The organism is Thalassospira sp. (assembly GCF_040218635.1).
Classification (GTDB): domain Bacteria; phylum Pseudomonadota; class Alphaproteobacteria; order Rhodospirillales; family Thalassospiraceae; genus Thalassospira.
Genome location: NZ_JAVJRB010000012.1, coordinates 330,275 through 344,289, shown reverse-complemented (window position 1 = coordinate 344,289; position 14,015 = coordinate 330,275). Strand labels below are relative to the sequence as shown.

At 53.9% G+C, this 14,015-nt stretch carries 14 protein-coding genes and 3 tRNA genes; 14 read left to right on the top strand and 3 right to left on the bottom strand.

The features are described from left to right. The first annotated feature begins 157 nt into the window (after positions 1–157). From RIC05_RS15510 to RIC05_RS15460, 11 genes are all read left to right on the top strand, one after another. A tRNA-Asp gene (locus RIC05_RS15510) sits at positions 158–234 on the top strand. 334 nt (positions 235–568) lie between these two features. After that, positions 569–645 (top strand) — tRNA-Asp (locus RIC05_RS15505). 194 nt (positions 646–839) lie between these two features. Continuing rightward, positions 840–916 (top strand) — tRNA-Asp (locus tag RIC05_RS15500). Positions 917–1,349: 433 nt separating this feature from the next. Beyond that, positions 1,350–2,939 carry an ABC transporter substrate-binding protein gene (locus RIC05_RS15495; RefSeq protein ID WP_350045582.1) on the top strand — a complete coding sequence of 530 codons (1,590 nt, stop codon included), beginning with the start codon at positions 1,350–1,352 and terminating at the stop codon, positions 2,937–2,939. A gap of 27 nt (positions 2,940–2,966) precedes the next feature. After that, positions 2,967–4,034 carry an ABC transporter permease gene (locus RIC05_RS15490; protein ID WP_350045581.1) on the top strand — a complete coding sequence of 356 codons (1,068 nt, stop codon included), beginning with the start codon at positions 2,967–2,969 and terminating at the stop codon, positions 4,032–4,034. A 3-nt stretch (positions 4,035–4,037) separates the two neighbouring features. Beyond that, positions 4,038–4,970 carry a nickel transporter permease gene (nikC, locus tag RIC05_RS15485; RefSeq protein ID WP_350045580.1) on the top strand — a complete coding sequence of 311 codons (933 nt, stop codon included), beginning with the start codon at positions 4,038–4,040 and terminating at the stop codon, positions 4,968–4,970. Positions 4,971–4,973: 3 nt separating this feature from the next. Further along, positions 4,974–5,816, top strand: a complete 843-nt coding sequence (locus tag RIC05_RS15480; protein WP_350045579.1) for an ABC transporter ATP-binding protein — start codon at positions 4,974–4,976, stop codon at positions 5,814–5,816. A gap of 9 nt (positions 5,817–5,825) precedes the next feature. Continuing rightward, positions 5,826–6,590 carry an ABC transporter ATP-binding protein gene (locus RIC05_RS15475; RefSeq protein ID WP_350045578.1) on the top strand — a complete coding sequence of 255 codons (765 nt, stop codon included), beginning with the start codon at positions 5,826–5,828 and terminating at the stop codon, positions 6,588–6,590. A 32-nt stretch (positions 6,591–6,622) separates the two neighbouring features. Further along, entirely contained in the window at positions 6,623–7,630 is a 1,008-nt protein-coding gene (locus RIC05_RS15470) for a dipeptidase (protein WP_350045577.1), read from the top strand. A gap of 139 nt (positions 7,631–7,769) precedes the next feature. Further along, positions 7,770–8,009, top strand: coding sequence for a type II toxin-antitoxin system ParD family antitoxin (locus RIC05_RS15465; RefSeq protein WP_350045576.1), 240 nt, complete (start codon positions 7,770–7,772; stop codon positions 8,007–8,009). Next, positions 7,984–8,187: a type II toxin-antitoxin system RelE/ParE family toxin gene (locus RIC05_RS15460; protein ID WP_350046131.1), complete on the top strand. Its 204-nt coding sequence runs from the start codon at positions 7,984–7,986 to the stop codon at positions 8,185–8,187. Before RIC05_RS15465 ends, RIC05_RS15460 begins: the two co-directional genes overlap by 26 nt. Before the next feature lie 71 nt (positions 8,188–8,258). Here RIC05_RS15460 and RIC05_RS15455 read toward each other — a convergent pair whose 3' ends face one another. Next, positions 8,259–8,684, bottom strand: coding sequence for an acyl-CoA thioesterase (locus RIC05_RS15455; RefSeq protein ID WP_350045575.1), 426 nt, complete (start codon positions 8,682–8,684; stop codon positions 8,259–8,261). 291 nt (positions 8,685–8,975) lie between these two features. Here RIC05_RS15455 and parE point away from each other — a divergent pair, with 291 nt between their 5' ends. From parE to RIC05_RS15440, 3 genes are all read left to right on the top strand, one after another. After that, a complete protein-coding gene (gene parE / locus RIC05_RS15450) occupies positions 8,976–10,958 on the top strand; it encodes a DNA topoisomerase IV subunit B (RefSeq protein WP_350045574.1) in 1,983 nt (660 codons plus the stop codon). Between the two features lie 88 nt (positions 10,959–11,046). Beyond that, entirely contained in the window at positions 11,047–11,967 is a 921-nt protein-coding gene (locus RIC05_RS15445) for a glutaminase (RefSeq protein WP_350045573.1), read from the top strand. A 110-nt stretch (positions 11,968–12,077) separates the two neighbouring features. After that, on the top strand, positions 12,078–12,668 hold the full coding sequence (locus RIC05_RS15440) for a hypothetical protein (protein ID WP_350045572.1): 591 nt from the start codon (positions 12,078–12,080) through the stop codon (positions 12,666–12,668). Between the two features lie 15 nt (positions 12,669–12,683). On the opposite strand, the gene RIC05_RS15435 is transcribed toward RIC05_RS15440, so the two are convergent. Both RIC05_RS15435 and RIC05_RS15430 read right to left on the bottom strand, forming a co-directional pair. Then, the gene (locus RIC05_RS15435) at positions 12,684–13,451 is read right to left on the bottom strand and encodes an alpha/beta fold hydrolase (protein ID WP_350045571.1); all 768 of its coding nucleotides are present in this window, start codon (positions 13,449–13,451) and stop codon (positions 12,684–12,686) included. After that, on the bottom strand, positions 13,448–14,008 hold the full coding sequence (locus RIC05_RS15430; RefSeq protein ID WP_350046130.1) for a hydrolase: 561 nt from the start codon (positions 14,006–14,008) through the stop codon (positions 13,448–13,450). The genes RIC05_RS15435 and RIC05_RS15430 overlap by 4 nt, the downstream gene beginning before the upstream one ends. Positions 14,009–14,015: the final 7 nt, after the last annotated feature.

Genomic DNA, 14,015 nt, shown 5'->3' with positions numbered 1-14,015 from the left:
CGCTGATCCGACCTTTCACGCCTCAAAATGAACCCTGACGCACCAAACCGCGCAACAGGTTCTACCCATGGAAGAACATCGAAAGAAATTTTTATTCCGGCTTAAAAACCGCTTGCGCCCCTGGTGACCGGCTGCTAAAAACCGCGCCACGCACCATGCGGGTGTAGCTCAGTTGGTTAGAGCGCCGGCCTGTCACGCCGGAGGCCGCGAGTTCAAGTCTCGTCACTCGCGCCATTCCCTCCCAATGGGAATGACGTACAAAAAGAAGCGCCGCGGTTTTCCGCTGGCGCTTTTTTTGTCTCAAAAATCAGCCGTGATGACCGGCTTGGTTCATGACCGCCCCCCTGCCTCGGCATCCCCTCGGTAAACCCCGTAATATCGACCAAAACCAATCTTGGAATGGGCGCGAAAAGTCTTCAATTTCGGCCCCCGTGTTTAAAAGCATAACTCTTTGTTATCAGGCGATATTTTTTGATTCTCCGCCGCACGAAATACGCACGGTCTTTTTTTTGCAAAAAAGCCCTTGCCAGAGTGTGCCACCCCTTATATAAACCGCGCCACACACCATGCGGGTGTAGCTCAGTTGGTTAGAGCGCCGGCCTGTCACGCCGGAGGCCGCGAGTTCAAGTCTCGTCACTCGCGCCATTCCCTCCCGATGGGAATGAAACAAAAAAGCACCACGGTTTTTCCGCTGGTGCTTTTTTGTTTTTCAAACATCCCCCACCAAACACAGCACCACATCCGCACCCACATCCCGTGATGTATTTTTCTTTGGAAAATCTGTCAGAAAACACTTGCCAGCTTTGGGTGGTCTTTATATAAACCGCGCCACGCACCATGCGGGTGTAGCTCAGTTGGTTAGAGCGCCGGCCTGTCACGCCGGAGGCCGCGAGTTCAAGTCTCGTCACTCGCGCCATTCCCTCCCGATGGGAATGACGTACAAAAAGAAGCGCCGCGGTTTTCCGCTGGCGCTTTTTTTGTCTCAAAAATCATTCCCCCGCCCTTGCCATCTTCATAAAGACCAACCCGACAGCACGATTACAATGCATGCGCACAACGGTTGGCAGTTAATCAACTATTCCGATTTGTAATTCAGATAAAATCTGGCATTTGGGCATTTTTGCAGCATTCCTGACCGTCTGGTCATTGATTAATCGTATAAATTATGCTCACCTTTACACGCATTAAACGAAGTACTTGCAGGCCGCCCCACTTTTGGGCCTGTGGGCATGAACCGGCAAACTGCGTGGCTGATTGATATTTATCCTTTCGCCAGTGGGGTGTTGTTTCCTGCCCTACAGTCCTCGCCTTGGCCTGCAGTCCCACAACAACAAAACGGGAGGCGCATCATGCGCAAACTAATTGCAGGGCTGGTCATGGGGACCGCACTCGCGACTGCTCCAATGGCGGCACAGGCTGAAACGCCGAAAAATGCCCTTGTCATGGCATTCGCGATTGATGACATCATCACACTTGATCCGGCCCAGATTTTCGAATTCTCGGGCGCGGAATATGCCGGTAACACTTATGACCGCCTGATTGGTTTCGATAATGACGATGTATCGAAAATCTATGGCGTTCTGGCCGAAACCTGGGAAGTTTCCGAAGACGGCAAGACCTTCACCTTTAAAATCCGTGACGGCGTCGAATTCGCATCGGGCAATGACCTGACTGCTGAAGACGCGGCCTTCTCGCTCCAGCGCGTGATTTTGCTCGATCAGTCTCCGGCCTTCATTCTTGGACAGTTCGGCCTGACGGCTGACAACGTCAAAGAAAAAATCCGTGCGACCGATGAGTCGACCTTGGTCATGGAACTCGACAAACCATACGCACCAAGCTTCGTTCTGTATTGCCTGACCGCAGGTGTCGGCGCAGTGATCGACAAAGAAGAAGTTCTCGCCCATGAAGTTGATGGCGACCTTGGTCACGAATGGCTGAAAACCAACTATGCAGGTTCCGGCCCGTTCAAGCTGAACAAATGGACCGCGGGTGAAAGCCTCAGCCTGACCGCAAATGACGATTACTGGGACGGCGCGCCTGCAATGAAGCGCGTCATCATCCGTAGCGTCAAAGAAGCAGCATCCCAGCAGCTTCTGCTTGAAAAAGGCGACATTGATATTGCGCGTAACCTTGAAGCCGACCAGTTGGCATCGATCAAGGGCGACGACGACATCAAATTGATGTCCAAAGGTAAAGGTGCGCTTTGGTATCTTGGCCTGTCGCAGAAAAATGAATATCTGTCGAACCCGAAAGTCCGCGAAGCTCTGAAATATCTTGTCGATTACAAAGGTATTTCCGAAACCATTCTCGCTGGTCGCTCGCAAATCCATCAGGCCTTCCTGCCTGAAGGTTTCCTCGGTGCCTATAACGAAAACCCGTACAGCCTTGATATCGAAAAAGCCAAATCGCTTCTCGCAGAAGCAGGCCTGGCTGACGGTTTCAGCGTGACCATGGATACGCGTAACACCACCGCAATCATGGCAATGGCGCAGTCGATTCAGGCAACCTGGGCACAGGCTGGCATCAATCTGGAAATCATTCCGGGCGATGGCAAACAGACCCTGACCAAATACCGCGCACGTCAGCACGATATCTATATCGGTCGCTGGGGCCCGGATTATCAGGATCCGCACACCAACGCATCGACCTTTGCCTGGAACCCGGATAACTCCGACGATGCATCTGCAAAACCGCTTGCATGGCGTAATGCGTGGGATGCTGGTGCTCTGACCGCAGCAACCGATGCAGCAACCCTTGAACGTGACGATGCAAAACGTGCCGCCATGTATGTTGACCTGCAGAAACAGGTTCTCGAAAACGGTCCGTTTGTTGTGATGTTCCAGGAAACTGAAATCGCGTCCATGCGCGGTAACGTCAACAACTTCGTCCTCGGCCCGTCGTTCGATAACAACTATTATCGTTTTGTGACCAAAGACTAATTTTTGACGAAGGAGACAACGGTCGTAATGTCCGCTGTTACACGCAAAAACCGGGACGGGCGCACACGCGCCCGTCTCTCTTCTGGCAAAGCTGCAAGCTTCCTGCGCATTGTCTTTTCGCTGGCCATCACATTTTTTGGTCTGCTTCTGGTTACATTCCTGATTGGCCGCGTTCTACCGATCGATCCGGTATTGGCCGCCGTCGGCGACCGTGCCCCACAAGCTGTCTATGACCGGGTGCGCGAAGAAATGGGGCTTAACCTGCCGCTTTGGCAGCAATTCTTTATTTATATTTCCAATGTCCTTCAGGGGAATTTCGGTCAGTCGGTTTTAACCGCCAACCCGGTGATCGAAGACATTAAACGCGTCTTCCCCGCCACCCTTGAACTGGCAACCATTGCAACCATTATGGGTGTCATCATCGGCATTCCGGCCGGTGTTTTTGCCGCGATCAACAAAGGCAAATGGCCTGATCACATTGTCCGCGTCATCGGCCTTGCCGGGCATTCCATGCCGATCTTCTGGCTCGGACTGATGGGGCTTCTGGTCTTTTACATGAAGCTTGATTGGGTCGCTGGTCCGGGACGTCTTGATTCGTTCTATATGGATTTCATTGAACCGACCACGGGCTTGATGCTGGTGGATACCTTGATCGAAGGCGACATGGACCTGTTCTGGAATGCCGTGTCGCATATAGTTCTGCCCGCTTCCATCCTTGCCTATTTCTCGCTGGCCTATATTGCCCGCATGACCCGGTCCTTCATGCTTGAACAGCTTAGTCAGGAATACATCCTGACCGCACGGGTCAAAGGCATCTCCGAACATCGCATCATCTGGCGCCATGCATTGGGCAACGTCATGGTGCCCTTGGTCACCGTGATTGCATTGTCTTATGCCAACCTGCTTGAAGGGTCGGTTCTGACCGAAATCATCTTTGCATGGCCGGGCCTTGGTCTTTACATCACCAACTCCCTGCTTAATGCCGACATGAATGCGGTTCTGGGCGGCACGGTTGTCGTTGGTGCGGTCTTTATCAGTGTGAACATGCTTTCAGACGTACTGTATCGCCTGCTTGATCCACGGGCGCGGAGATAAAAAATGACCACACAAACAGACATCTCCAAATTCGCAAAACCCGGCTTGAAACAGTGGCTGATCGCCGACGCGCCCCAATCACGTTTTCAGGCTAAATGTGGCCGTGCGTGGCTGGGCTGGATCAAGTTTTCGCAAAACAAATTGGCCATGATTGGCCTGTCGATCGTCATTGGTTTGATCTTGGTGACGATATTTGCGCCGCTTCTGGCCCCTTATGATCCGCTGGCAGCCGATCTTACCAACCGCATTCAGCCCCCAGGTGCCGAACACTGGTTCGGGACTGACCAATTAGGGCGCGATATTCTGTCGCGTGTTATATATGGCGCGCAATATACCTTGCTGATTGTCGGGCTTGTCGCCATTACAGCCGCCCCGCTTGGCCTTCTGGTCGGAACGACGGCCGGGTTCTTTGGCGGATGGGTTGATTCGGTTTTGATGCGCATCACCGATATCTTTCTGGCTTTCCCGAAACTGATTTTGGCACTGGCCTTTGTCTCGGCCCTCGGACCGGGAATTGAAAATGCCATTCTTGCCATCGCGGTTACTGCGTGGCCACCCTATGCCCGCATTGCCCGGGCGGAAACCATCACGGTTCGCAAATCAGACTTTATCGAAGCCGCCCGCCTTCAGGGCACATCGAACTTTGCCCTGATCACTGGTCACATCACACCGATGTGCATGAGTTCGCTTGTCGTGCGTGTCACCCTTGATATGGCCGGGATGATCCTGATTGCGGCCGGCCTTGGTTTCCTGGGGCTTGGCGCACAGCCGCCCATGCCTGAATGGGGGGCTATGGTCTCCGATGGCCGTCAGTTCTTGCTTGAACAGTGGTGGGTTGCCACCGTTCCGGGCATAGCAATTCTTATTGTCAGTCTGGGCTTCAACCTTTTGGGTGATGGCCTGCGTGATGTTCTTGATCCACGCGGCGGAGATTGATCCATGAGCAACGAAACCCTTCTATCGGTCAAAAACCTCGAAGTGACCTTTGATACGCCCAAGGGCAAAGTCCATGCCGTGCGCGGTGTGTCCTTTGACCTAGGCCGCGAACGGCTTGGGATTGTCGGCGAATCCGGTTCGGGCAAATCGCAAACCGGGCGGGCCATCCTTGGCCTGACGGCGGCCAATGGTCGCATCACCGCCGATGAAATGAAGTTCCACGACCTTGATCTGGCGACCCTGACGCCAAAACAATGGCGCAAGGTCCGTGGTGCGCGCATCTCCATGATCATGCAGGACCCGAAATATTCGCTGAACCCTGTCATGACCATTGGCGATCAGATCATTGAAGCGTACCGCGAACATCACAAGGTCAACGCCAAAGAAGCCAAACGCCGCGCGTTGGAGATGCTTGAAGCGGTTAAAATCCGCGACCCGGAACGCGTTTTCAACGCCTATCCGCATGAAACTTCAGGCGGTATGGGCCAACGCGTGATGATTGCCATGATGCTGATCCCGGACCCGGAATTGATCATTGCCGATGAACCAACATCCGCTTTGGACGTCACGGTTCAGCTTCAAGTCATGGCGATTTTGGATGATCTGGTGCGGGATCGCGGCATGGCATTGATTTTCATCAGTCATGATTTGCAACTGGTTTCAAGTTTCTGCGACCGGGTTCTGGTGATGTATCAGGGCCATGTTGTCGAAGAAATCCGTGCATCCGAACTGCATAATGCCAAACACCCCTATACCAAGGGCCTTTTGAACTGCTTGCCGAAAATGGATGGTGATCATTCCGATCTGCCAATCCTTGAACGTGAAGCAAGCTGGGCAGAGGGATAAGAAAACACCATGATCGAAATTAGTAAGTTGAATGCTTGGTTCGATGACAATCACGTCCTCAAGGATGTTGATATCAAAGTCCCTAAAAACGGATCCTTTGGTCTGGTCGGCGAATCCGGTTCGGGTAAATCGACGGTCCTTCGCACCATCACCGGCCTTGTCGATGACTGGGAAGGCGACATTGTCGTCAATAACAAGCAACTGGGCGATAAACGCGACAAGTCCTTTTACCGTCTGGTGCAAATGGTGTTTCAGGACCCGTTTGGCTCCCTCCATCCCCGTCATACCATCGACCGCATTCTGACCGAACCGGTTGATATTCACGGGCTTGGCAATTCCGATTCCCGCGTAGTCGAGGCCCTAAATCAGGTCGGGCTAGATAACGCGTTTCGCTTCCGCTATCCCCATCAGTTATCCGGCGGTCAACGCCAGCGTGTGGCGATTGCGCGTGCGCTTATTCTGGAACCGAAAATCCTGCTACTTGATGAGCCGACATCGGCACTGGATGTCTCTATTCAGGCCGAAGTCCTGAACCTTCTGGGCCGTTTGCGCCGTGAACTTGGCCTGACCTATATCATGGTCAGTCACGATCTCGCCGTGGTTGCCCATATGTGCGACGATATCGCCATCATGAACCATGGCCGCATTGTCGAACGCGCCACCGCCGAACAGCTTGCCGAGGGAACGCTTGAACACCCATACTCCCAACAGCTTTATAAGGCTGCGGGGGGATATGACCGGGCGGTTGTCGATACCTTTGTCGATTGGGATTGATCCGCCGGGACGCCAAAACAGGATTTGTTTGAATGAATATCGCCACCACCGCCAAACGCGAACCAACCTACCGCCCAAGCTTCACCTGGGATGCCCATGCCTGCCTGCCGCTTGATCCGAAAACCCCGGCCAGCCTTCTGGATGAATATATCGCGGGCAATGTCGATTATGTCTGTGTCAATGTCGGCATGGATATGAACAGCATCGCGCATATCATGCGTGTCATTGCGGCCTTCCGTGCGAAAATCGCGGCCCATCCCGACAAATACATGCAGATCGAACAGTTCGATGATCTGGCAATTGCCAAGGAAAAGGGATTGCTTGGCGTCGGGTTTGATCTTGAAGGATCGGTCATGCTGCAGGACATGCCCGATATGATCCCGGTTTTTGCCAAGCTTGGTGTCAAACAGATCCACTTTGCCTATAACCGCAACAATTCGGTCGCGGGCGGCTGTCACGATGTTGATATCCCCCTGACCGATCTTGGCGTTGAAATGGTCAAATCGGTCAATGCCAATGGCATGATCATGGATTGCTCGCACACCGGACGGCAAAGCTCGCTTGATATCATGCGGGTATCGACCAAACCGGTCGTGTTCAGCCACGCCAACCCCAAGGTGCTTGGGGGGCATGAACGCTGCGTTGATGATGAACAGATCAAGGCTTGCGCCGATACCGGCGGGGTAATCGGCATTTGCGGGTTCCAGCGTTTTATCAAATCGCACAACGCCCCCGAAGTCCCCGATATGATCAAACATATCGACTATGCCGTGAAACTGGTCGGGATCGACCATGTCGGCATCGGGCTTGATACCATGCCGTCCGTCGCCGGATGTGATGATTTCCCCGATGGCGTCGACCGCGCCCATTACTGGCCGGTCACAAGCGGCTATGGCCCCGGTGCAGGCGGTGCTGCCGTGTTTGACCCGCGCAAGCTCCCTGCCCTCGCCGATGCCTTGATATCAATCGGCTACTCAACCGATGACGTTGATAAAATCATGGGTGAAAACTTCATCCGTGTGGCGAAGGCAAGCTGGTAATTCCGGCGCACGCGCATAAAAAGCCCCGCCTGAACATCACAGACGGGGCTTTTGTCGTTTTACCCACAACCAATCATTTGTCCCCTAGGCCCAAAGACGGTAGGATAAAGTAGGATAACAGTCCTCGGGAGATCACTTTATGATCAAAAAAAGCATTACCGTTACCGAAACGCAGGAAGCATGGATACAAGCGCAGCTTGCCACTGGCCAGTATGCTTCCGACAGCGAAATCGTCCGCGAAGCCCTGCGTGAAAAGCAAATGCGAATGGCCGAGCTTGAGCGTGTCCGCGGCGCACTGATCGCTGCGGAAGAAAGCGGACCTTCCACCATGAGTAAGGAAGACATTCGCACCGCTGTCAAAGCTGACATCAAATCCTGATGCCTTCGTTCCATCTCAGCAAACTTGCAGAAGACGATATCAGGCGATAGACGCCATCCGCGCGGGTTATCGCCGTTGCATATTTGGGGCACACACCATCTATTACCGCACAGATGAAAATTCCGTGCACATCATGCGTATTCTAGGCCGCGAAAAGCCTGACTTGCTCGATACATAGTGGCATGAACAAAGCTTGCTCACATCTCAGAGCCAACTCCGCACAAGCCACCCGCACCTCAACCTATGCTGTTATGCCTGATCCTCATCTACCCGCACCGGCCGCGGACGGCCTTCGGCGTCAATCGCGACAAAGGTAAAGGTTGCTTCTGTGACCTTGATGCGCGGCGGCTGATTGCGGCGCAGCACCCAGCTTTCCAGATGCAAAACGATTGATGTATTGCCGATCCGTTCGATATCGCCATACACACATACCGTATCCCCGACATAGACCGGGCGCAGGAATGTCATGCCATCAACGGCGATGGTTGCGATACGGCCTTCGGCGATCTGGCTTGCCAAAACACCACCGGCAATATCCATCTGCGACATCAGCCAACCGCCAAAAATATCCCCGCTCGGGTTGGTGTCGGCTGGCATCGCCAGTGTCCGGGTACATAAATCCCCGCGCGGCATGGTGTTTTCGACCGTTTTTGTTTGCTCATTCTCAATCGCCATCAGGCTCACTCCTGTTTTCGACATGCACAATATAGCATGCCATTTTTTTATTGGACCTCCCGGTCACGGTTTTCTGCGCCTTGCCAAGAAAATGTGATCGCATTGAAAGACCACCCCTTGCATTGGACGTGAAAACACATTTTTATGGGCTGTGTTAACCGACATATGGCACAGACCAGTAACTATATGGTACTCGTTTAACGTCGAGGCATCCAACCCTTCAATATCGATCAACAGATATGCGGCGATGGACCTTGTTTTAAAACAATAAAAGAAGTTGCGTTCCGGGGCATGACCGACCTTTTTGAAGATTCAAACCAATCCACAGATCAAGCTTATTCCGCCAAGGATATCGAAGTTCTTGAAGGCCTAGAGCCTGTCCGACGCCGTCCCGGTATGTATATCGGTGGCACGGATGATGCAGCATTGCATCATCTGGTCGCAGAGATCCTTGATAACTCGATGGATGAAGCTGTCGCAGGGCACGCTGACTGGATCGAACTGGAACTGAAACCGGACAACACCGTTCTTGTCCGCGATAACGGGCGCGGTATTCCAACCGACCCGCATCCGAAGTTTCCGGATAAATCGGCCCTTGAAGTCATCCTGACCACGCTGCATTCAGGCGGTAAGTTTTCGGGCAAGGCATATGAAACATCGGGCGGTTTGCACGGTGTGGGTATGTCTGTCGTGAACGCACTGACCGATATGTTCCGCGTTGAAGTTGCGCGTGATCGCAAACTGGTGTTTCAGGAATATTCCAAAGGCACCCCTTTGGGCCCCCTTCAGGATGGCGGCACGGTTTCCAACCGTCGCGGAACAACGGTAATTTTCCGCCCCGACCCGGAAATTTTCGGTTCGCGCTTAAAGCTTAAAGCCGCGACCATTTTCCGCATGGCACGCTCCAAGGCCTATCTTTACAAGGGTGTTGAAATCCGCTGGTCGGTTGATCCGTCCTTGCTGACAAGCGACGACCCGACCCCGCAGCAAGAAGTCCTGAAATTCCCCAACGGGATTCTCGATTATCTTGAGATGACGCTACAAGGCCGCGACCTGATCACCGAACGCCCCTTTGCCGGTGAAGCCAAGTTCAGTGAAAGTGCCGGACGGGTGGAATGGGCAATTGGCTGGCCCGAAAGTGGCGAAGGCTATTTCCATTCTTATTGTAACACCGTCCCGACCCCGCTTGGCGGCACCCACGAAGCCGGTTTCCGCTATGCCCTGACCAAGGCCATCAAATCATATGGCGACATGACCGGTCAGAAAAAGGCCGCCGCCATCACCGCCGAAGATATCTTTGGCGGTGGCTTTGTCATGCTGTCGCTGTTCATTCCAGACCCGCAGTTTCAGGGCCAGACCAAGGAAAAACTCGGCACACAGGGTGCGACCAAGCTGGTTGAAACCGCTGTTCGTGACCATTTTGACCATTGGCTGACCGGCGATACTGAAAACGCCAAAAAGCTTCTTGAACGCATCATCCTGCGCGCCGAAGACCGTCTGCGCCGCAAGGAAAAGAAAGAAACCAAACGTCAATCGGCCACCCGCCGCCTGCGTCTTCCGGGCAAGCTTGCCGACTGTTCGCGATCCATCGCGGCTGGCACCGAAATCTTCCTGGTCGAGGGTGATTCTGCAGGCGGTTCCGCCAAGCAGGCCCGTGATCGCGAAACACAGGCTGTCTTGCCGCTGCGCGGTAAAATTCTGAACGTGGCGTCTGCGACCTACGAAAAGATGATGGCCAATCAGGAAATCAAAGACATGATCGAAGCCTTTGGCTGCGGTTCAGGGTCTGATTTCCGCATCAGTGATCTGCGCTATGAACGCGTTATCATCATGACCGATGCAGACGTCGATGGCGCGCATATCGCATCCCTTCTGATGACCTTCTTCTATCAGGAAATGCCCGGACTGATCGAAAGCGGCCATCTTTACCTTGCCATGCCACCGCTATATCGCCTGACCCAGGGCGGAAAGTCGATCTATGCGATGGATGACGCGGAAAAAGAAACCATCTTGCACGGCGAATTTAAAAACCCGTCCAAGGTCGAAATCTCCCGATTTAAGGGTCTGGGTGAAATGCCCCCGCAGCAGCTTCGCGAAACCACGATGGCGCATAAAAAACGCACCTTGCTGCGTGTGACATTGCCCGATGCTGCTCTGCCCGATGAACGCGGTCAAACCAAGGATCTGGTCACCCGATTGATGGGTAAAAAGCCGGAACTTCGTTTCCAGTTCATTCAGGAACATGCTCGCTTCGTCGAAGATATCGACGTTTAAACCGGCACTTGACCAATATAAAAAACCCGGCCTTTTGTGCCGGGTTTTTTGTCCGCTTTCCCCAGCCATACCAAAACAGGATCGCATAATGCCGCACAATTATGCCACCATCCTTGAACAGATCGCCGACCATGTCGCCAAAGAAGACTTTGGTGACGCGCGTAAGGCAGATTACATCCCCGCCCTGTCGGACGTGCCGGATGATCATTTTGCAATGGTAATCCGTGGAACCGACGGGCAGGAATTTGCCATTGGCATGGCCGATCAGCCCTTCTCGATCCAGAGCATTTCGAAAATGTTCGCCCTTGTACTGGCCCAACGTGCCCATGGTGACGCTCTTTGGCAGGCTGTCCGGCGTGAACCATCCGGCTCGGCCTTTAATTCTCTGATACAGCTCGAACAGGAAAACGGTGTTCCGCGCAATCCGTTTATCAATGCCGGGGCCATCCGGGTGGCAGACCTGATCACATCGCGCTATGCCAATCCGGATCGCTCGGTTGCGGAATTTCTCGGGCAGCTCAGTGGCAATCCCGATATCCGGGTCGATAACACGATGTATCTGTCCGAAGACCTGCACGGCGACCGCAACCGGGCCATTGCCTATCTGATGAAAAGTTTCGGCAAGCTCGACAACCCGGTTGAAGACGTGGTGCGGGCCTATTTCAAACAATGCTCCGTCGCCATGACGACACGCGAAATGGCGCGCGCAGCCTTCTTCCTTGCCAATAAAGGTGTCGGCATTGATGGGCAAACGGTCATCGCCGCCGAAGAAACCCGACGCATCAATGCCCTGATGCTGACATGCGGCATGTATGACGGGGTTGGTGATTTCGCCTTTACGGTCGGCATCCCCGCCAAAAGCGGCGTTGGCGGCGGGATCATCGGGATTGTGCCAGGCGAGTTTTCAGTCTGTGTCTGGTCCCCACGCCTTGATGGACGGGGCAACTCGGCAGCAGGCATCCGCGCGCTTGAAATGCTGATCCGTGCCATTGGCAGATCGGTGTTTTAGGGGCTCGCGCAGGATTTTTGTGATAACGATGACGTGACCTCACGTTTTTTGTCATCCATCTTTGGCCGTGCGACCGTAAGATAAGAAAAACCCGTCAAAGGAGAAATCCAATGATCTCGCGCAGACTGCTTAATCTTCGTAAAATGTCGTCGTTCGCGGCTGTGGGCGCGATGTCCCTGCTCAGCGCCTGTGGCGCGGCCCTTATCGAGGCCCCGTTTTACGATGTCAGTGAAGTTCAAAGCTTCAAGGTTGCGGGCGCACCAAGCCAGATCATGATGCTTGAAATCGTCGATCAGGATGACACCTTCCCTGATGAAACATGGATAACCGCCCTTTCCAATCACGGCTATGCGCCGCGTCTGACCTATGTCACGGACGCCACCGACATTGCCGACAATCAAACGATCAAACCCGAAAACCGTCTTGTCGTTGTCGTAAGCCCGACCCAAAGCACCATGCGCGATGGTCTTTGCACCGATCCGCAATCAACGGGCACGGATACGACAGCGGATCGGGTGATTGTCCGGTTCGGTTTCTGTTCGGGCGACGATATCATTTCGGGAACCCGCGCACGCTTCGTTCAGACTGACTTCGAACAGCAACTTAGAAACAGTGCCGACACCATCAGCTATCAGCTCTTCCCGATGCATTTGCGCAAGAATAACGACAGATATTGCTCCCCGATGATGGCGGTTTGCTAACGGCGACACTCGGTCTTAACGCGCCAGAAGATCGCTTAAGCTGCGCGCAAATACATCCGGGGTTTCAAGCGGCACATAATGTCCTGCACCGGGCACCGTGACAAACGATGCCCCGGTGATGGCATTTGCCATATCCCGGTGGCTTTCCGGGCTGATGACGCGGTCCGCCTCGCCCACCATGACACAGCATGGCACGGTGATATCGGCCAGGACCGGCAAACTGTCGGGTCTTTCGGCCACGGCTTTGCTTTGGCGTTTAAACACATCCGGCCCGCATGCATCGGCCATCTCGGTCAAAAGCCGGATCAGGTCGTCATCATTTCGGTTATCGGGATGGATCAAATCATCGAGCATCGCGTCATTTACGCCCTTGAACGGGGTATTTTCCGCCACCAGATGCGCCAATAACATCCGCCGTCGCCGAATGGCCGGGGCATCTTCAGTCGCGCGGGTGTTGACCAACATCAAATGACTGATCCGATCCGGGGCCCGTCGCAGAATTTCAAACGCGACATAGCCCCCCATCGACATGCCCACCAGCGCAAACCGCTTTGGCGCAGCCGCCAAAACCACCCGCGCCATATCGGCAATCGTGTCTTGGTCAAACAGCTCGCAGAAAACCGGCGCTATCGCGTTACGGGAACCATCAAGCTCGTCATATGCCGCAAGGGCGGGCTGCCACATGCGTTGATCGGCCAGCATGCCTGACAAAAACACGACCGGCATGCCATCGCCGGACACATGCCCGCCATCATGAGCCACCTGATCGGTCACTGGCGTCATTTGATCAGCGCGCTCAGTTCCTTAAATTCCGGAGTCCCGGCAACGCGCAGCCATTCAAACATCACGCTTTCGCGTGTGACGATCTTGGCCCCGGCATCGCGCATCCGCTCCAGCCCGAAAATCTTGTCATGCATGCTGCGTGATGTGACCGCATCTGCGACAACGTAAACATCCCGGCCACGTTCGATCAGTTCCATCACGGTTTGCAAAACACAGACATGGGTTTCCATCCCGACAACAACGACCTGATCACGACCGGCATTTTCTTCCATCTTTTCGATGAAACCGTCTGCCGGAATGGCGGAAAATGCGATTTTGCTCACGACATTGCCGCCATCTACCGCATCGTCTGGTTTTTCCAGCAGATCAAGAATGGGCTGTGCTGTATGGCCAAGTCCCTTGGGATACTGTTCGGTGACAATCACCGGCACACCAAGCCGATTGGCACATGTCACCAAAAAACGGCAATTGGCGATTGTTTGTTCGGGTTCCTGACAGGCAGGATAGAGTTTTTCCTGAACATCGATGATAAGCAAACTTGAACGCGCGGCATTCATCAGCACG

Excerpts from the sequence above, each read along its gene's own strand:
- RIC05_RS15495 (WP_350045582.1), top strand. The coding sequence starts at position 1,350 with ATGCGCAAACTAATTGCAGGGCTGGTCATGGGGACCGCACTCGCGACT.
- RIC05_RS15490 (WP_350045581.1), top strand. The coding sequence starts at position 2,967 with ATGTCCGCTGTTACACGCAAAAACCGGGACGGGCGCACACGCGCCCGT.
- nikC (WP_350045580.1), top strand. The coding sequence starts at position 4,038 with ATGACCACACAAACAGACATCTCCAAATTCGCAAAACCCGGCTTGAAA.
- RIC05_RS15480 (WP_350045579.1), top strand. The coding sequence starts at position 4,974 with ATGAGCAACGAAACCCTTCTATCGGTCAAAAACCTCGAAGTGACCTTT.
- RIC05_RS15475 (WP_350045578.1), top strand. The coding sequence starts at position 5,826 with ATGATCGAAATTAGTAAGTTGAATGCTTGGTTCGATGACAATCACGTC.
- RIC05_RS15470 (WP_350045577.1), top strand. The coding sequence starts at position 6,623 with ATGAATATCGCCACCACCGCCAAACGCGAACCAACCTACCGCCCAAGC.
- RIC05_RS15465 (WP_350045576.1), top strand. The coding sequence starts at position 7,770 with ATGATCAAAAAAAGCATTACCGTTACCGAAACGCAGGAAGCATGGATA.
- RIC05_RS15455 (WP_350045575.1), bottom strand. The coding sequence starts at position 8,684 with ATGGCGATTGAGAATGAGCAAACAAAAACGGTCGAAAACACCATGCCG.
- parE (WP_350045574.1), top strand. The coding sequence starts at position 8,976 with ATGACCGACCTTTTTGAAGATTCAAACCAATCCACAGATCAAGCTTAT.
- RIC05_RS15445 (WP_350045573.1), top strand. The coding sequence starts at position 11,047 with ATGCCGCACAATTATGCCACCATCCTTGAACAGATCGCCGACCATGTC.
- RIC05_RS15440 (WP_350045572.1), top strand. The coding sequence starts at position 12,078 with ATGATCTCGCGCAGACTGCTTAATCTTCGTAAAATGTCGTCGTTCGCG.
- RIC05_RS15435 (WP_350045571.1), bottom strand. The coding sequence starts at position 13,451 with ATGACGCCAGTGACCGATCAGGTGGCTCATGATGGCGGGCATGTGTCC.
- RIC05_RS15430 (WP_350046130.1), bottom strand. The coding sequence starts at position 14,008 with ATGAATGCCGCGCGTTCAAGTTTGCTTATCATCGATGTTCAGGAAAAA.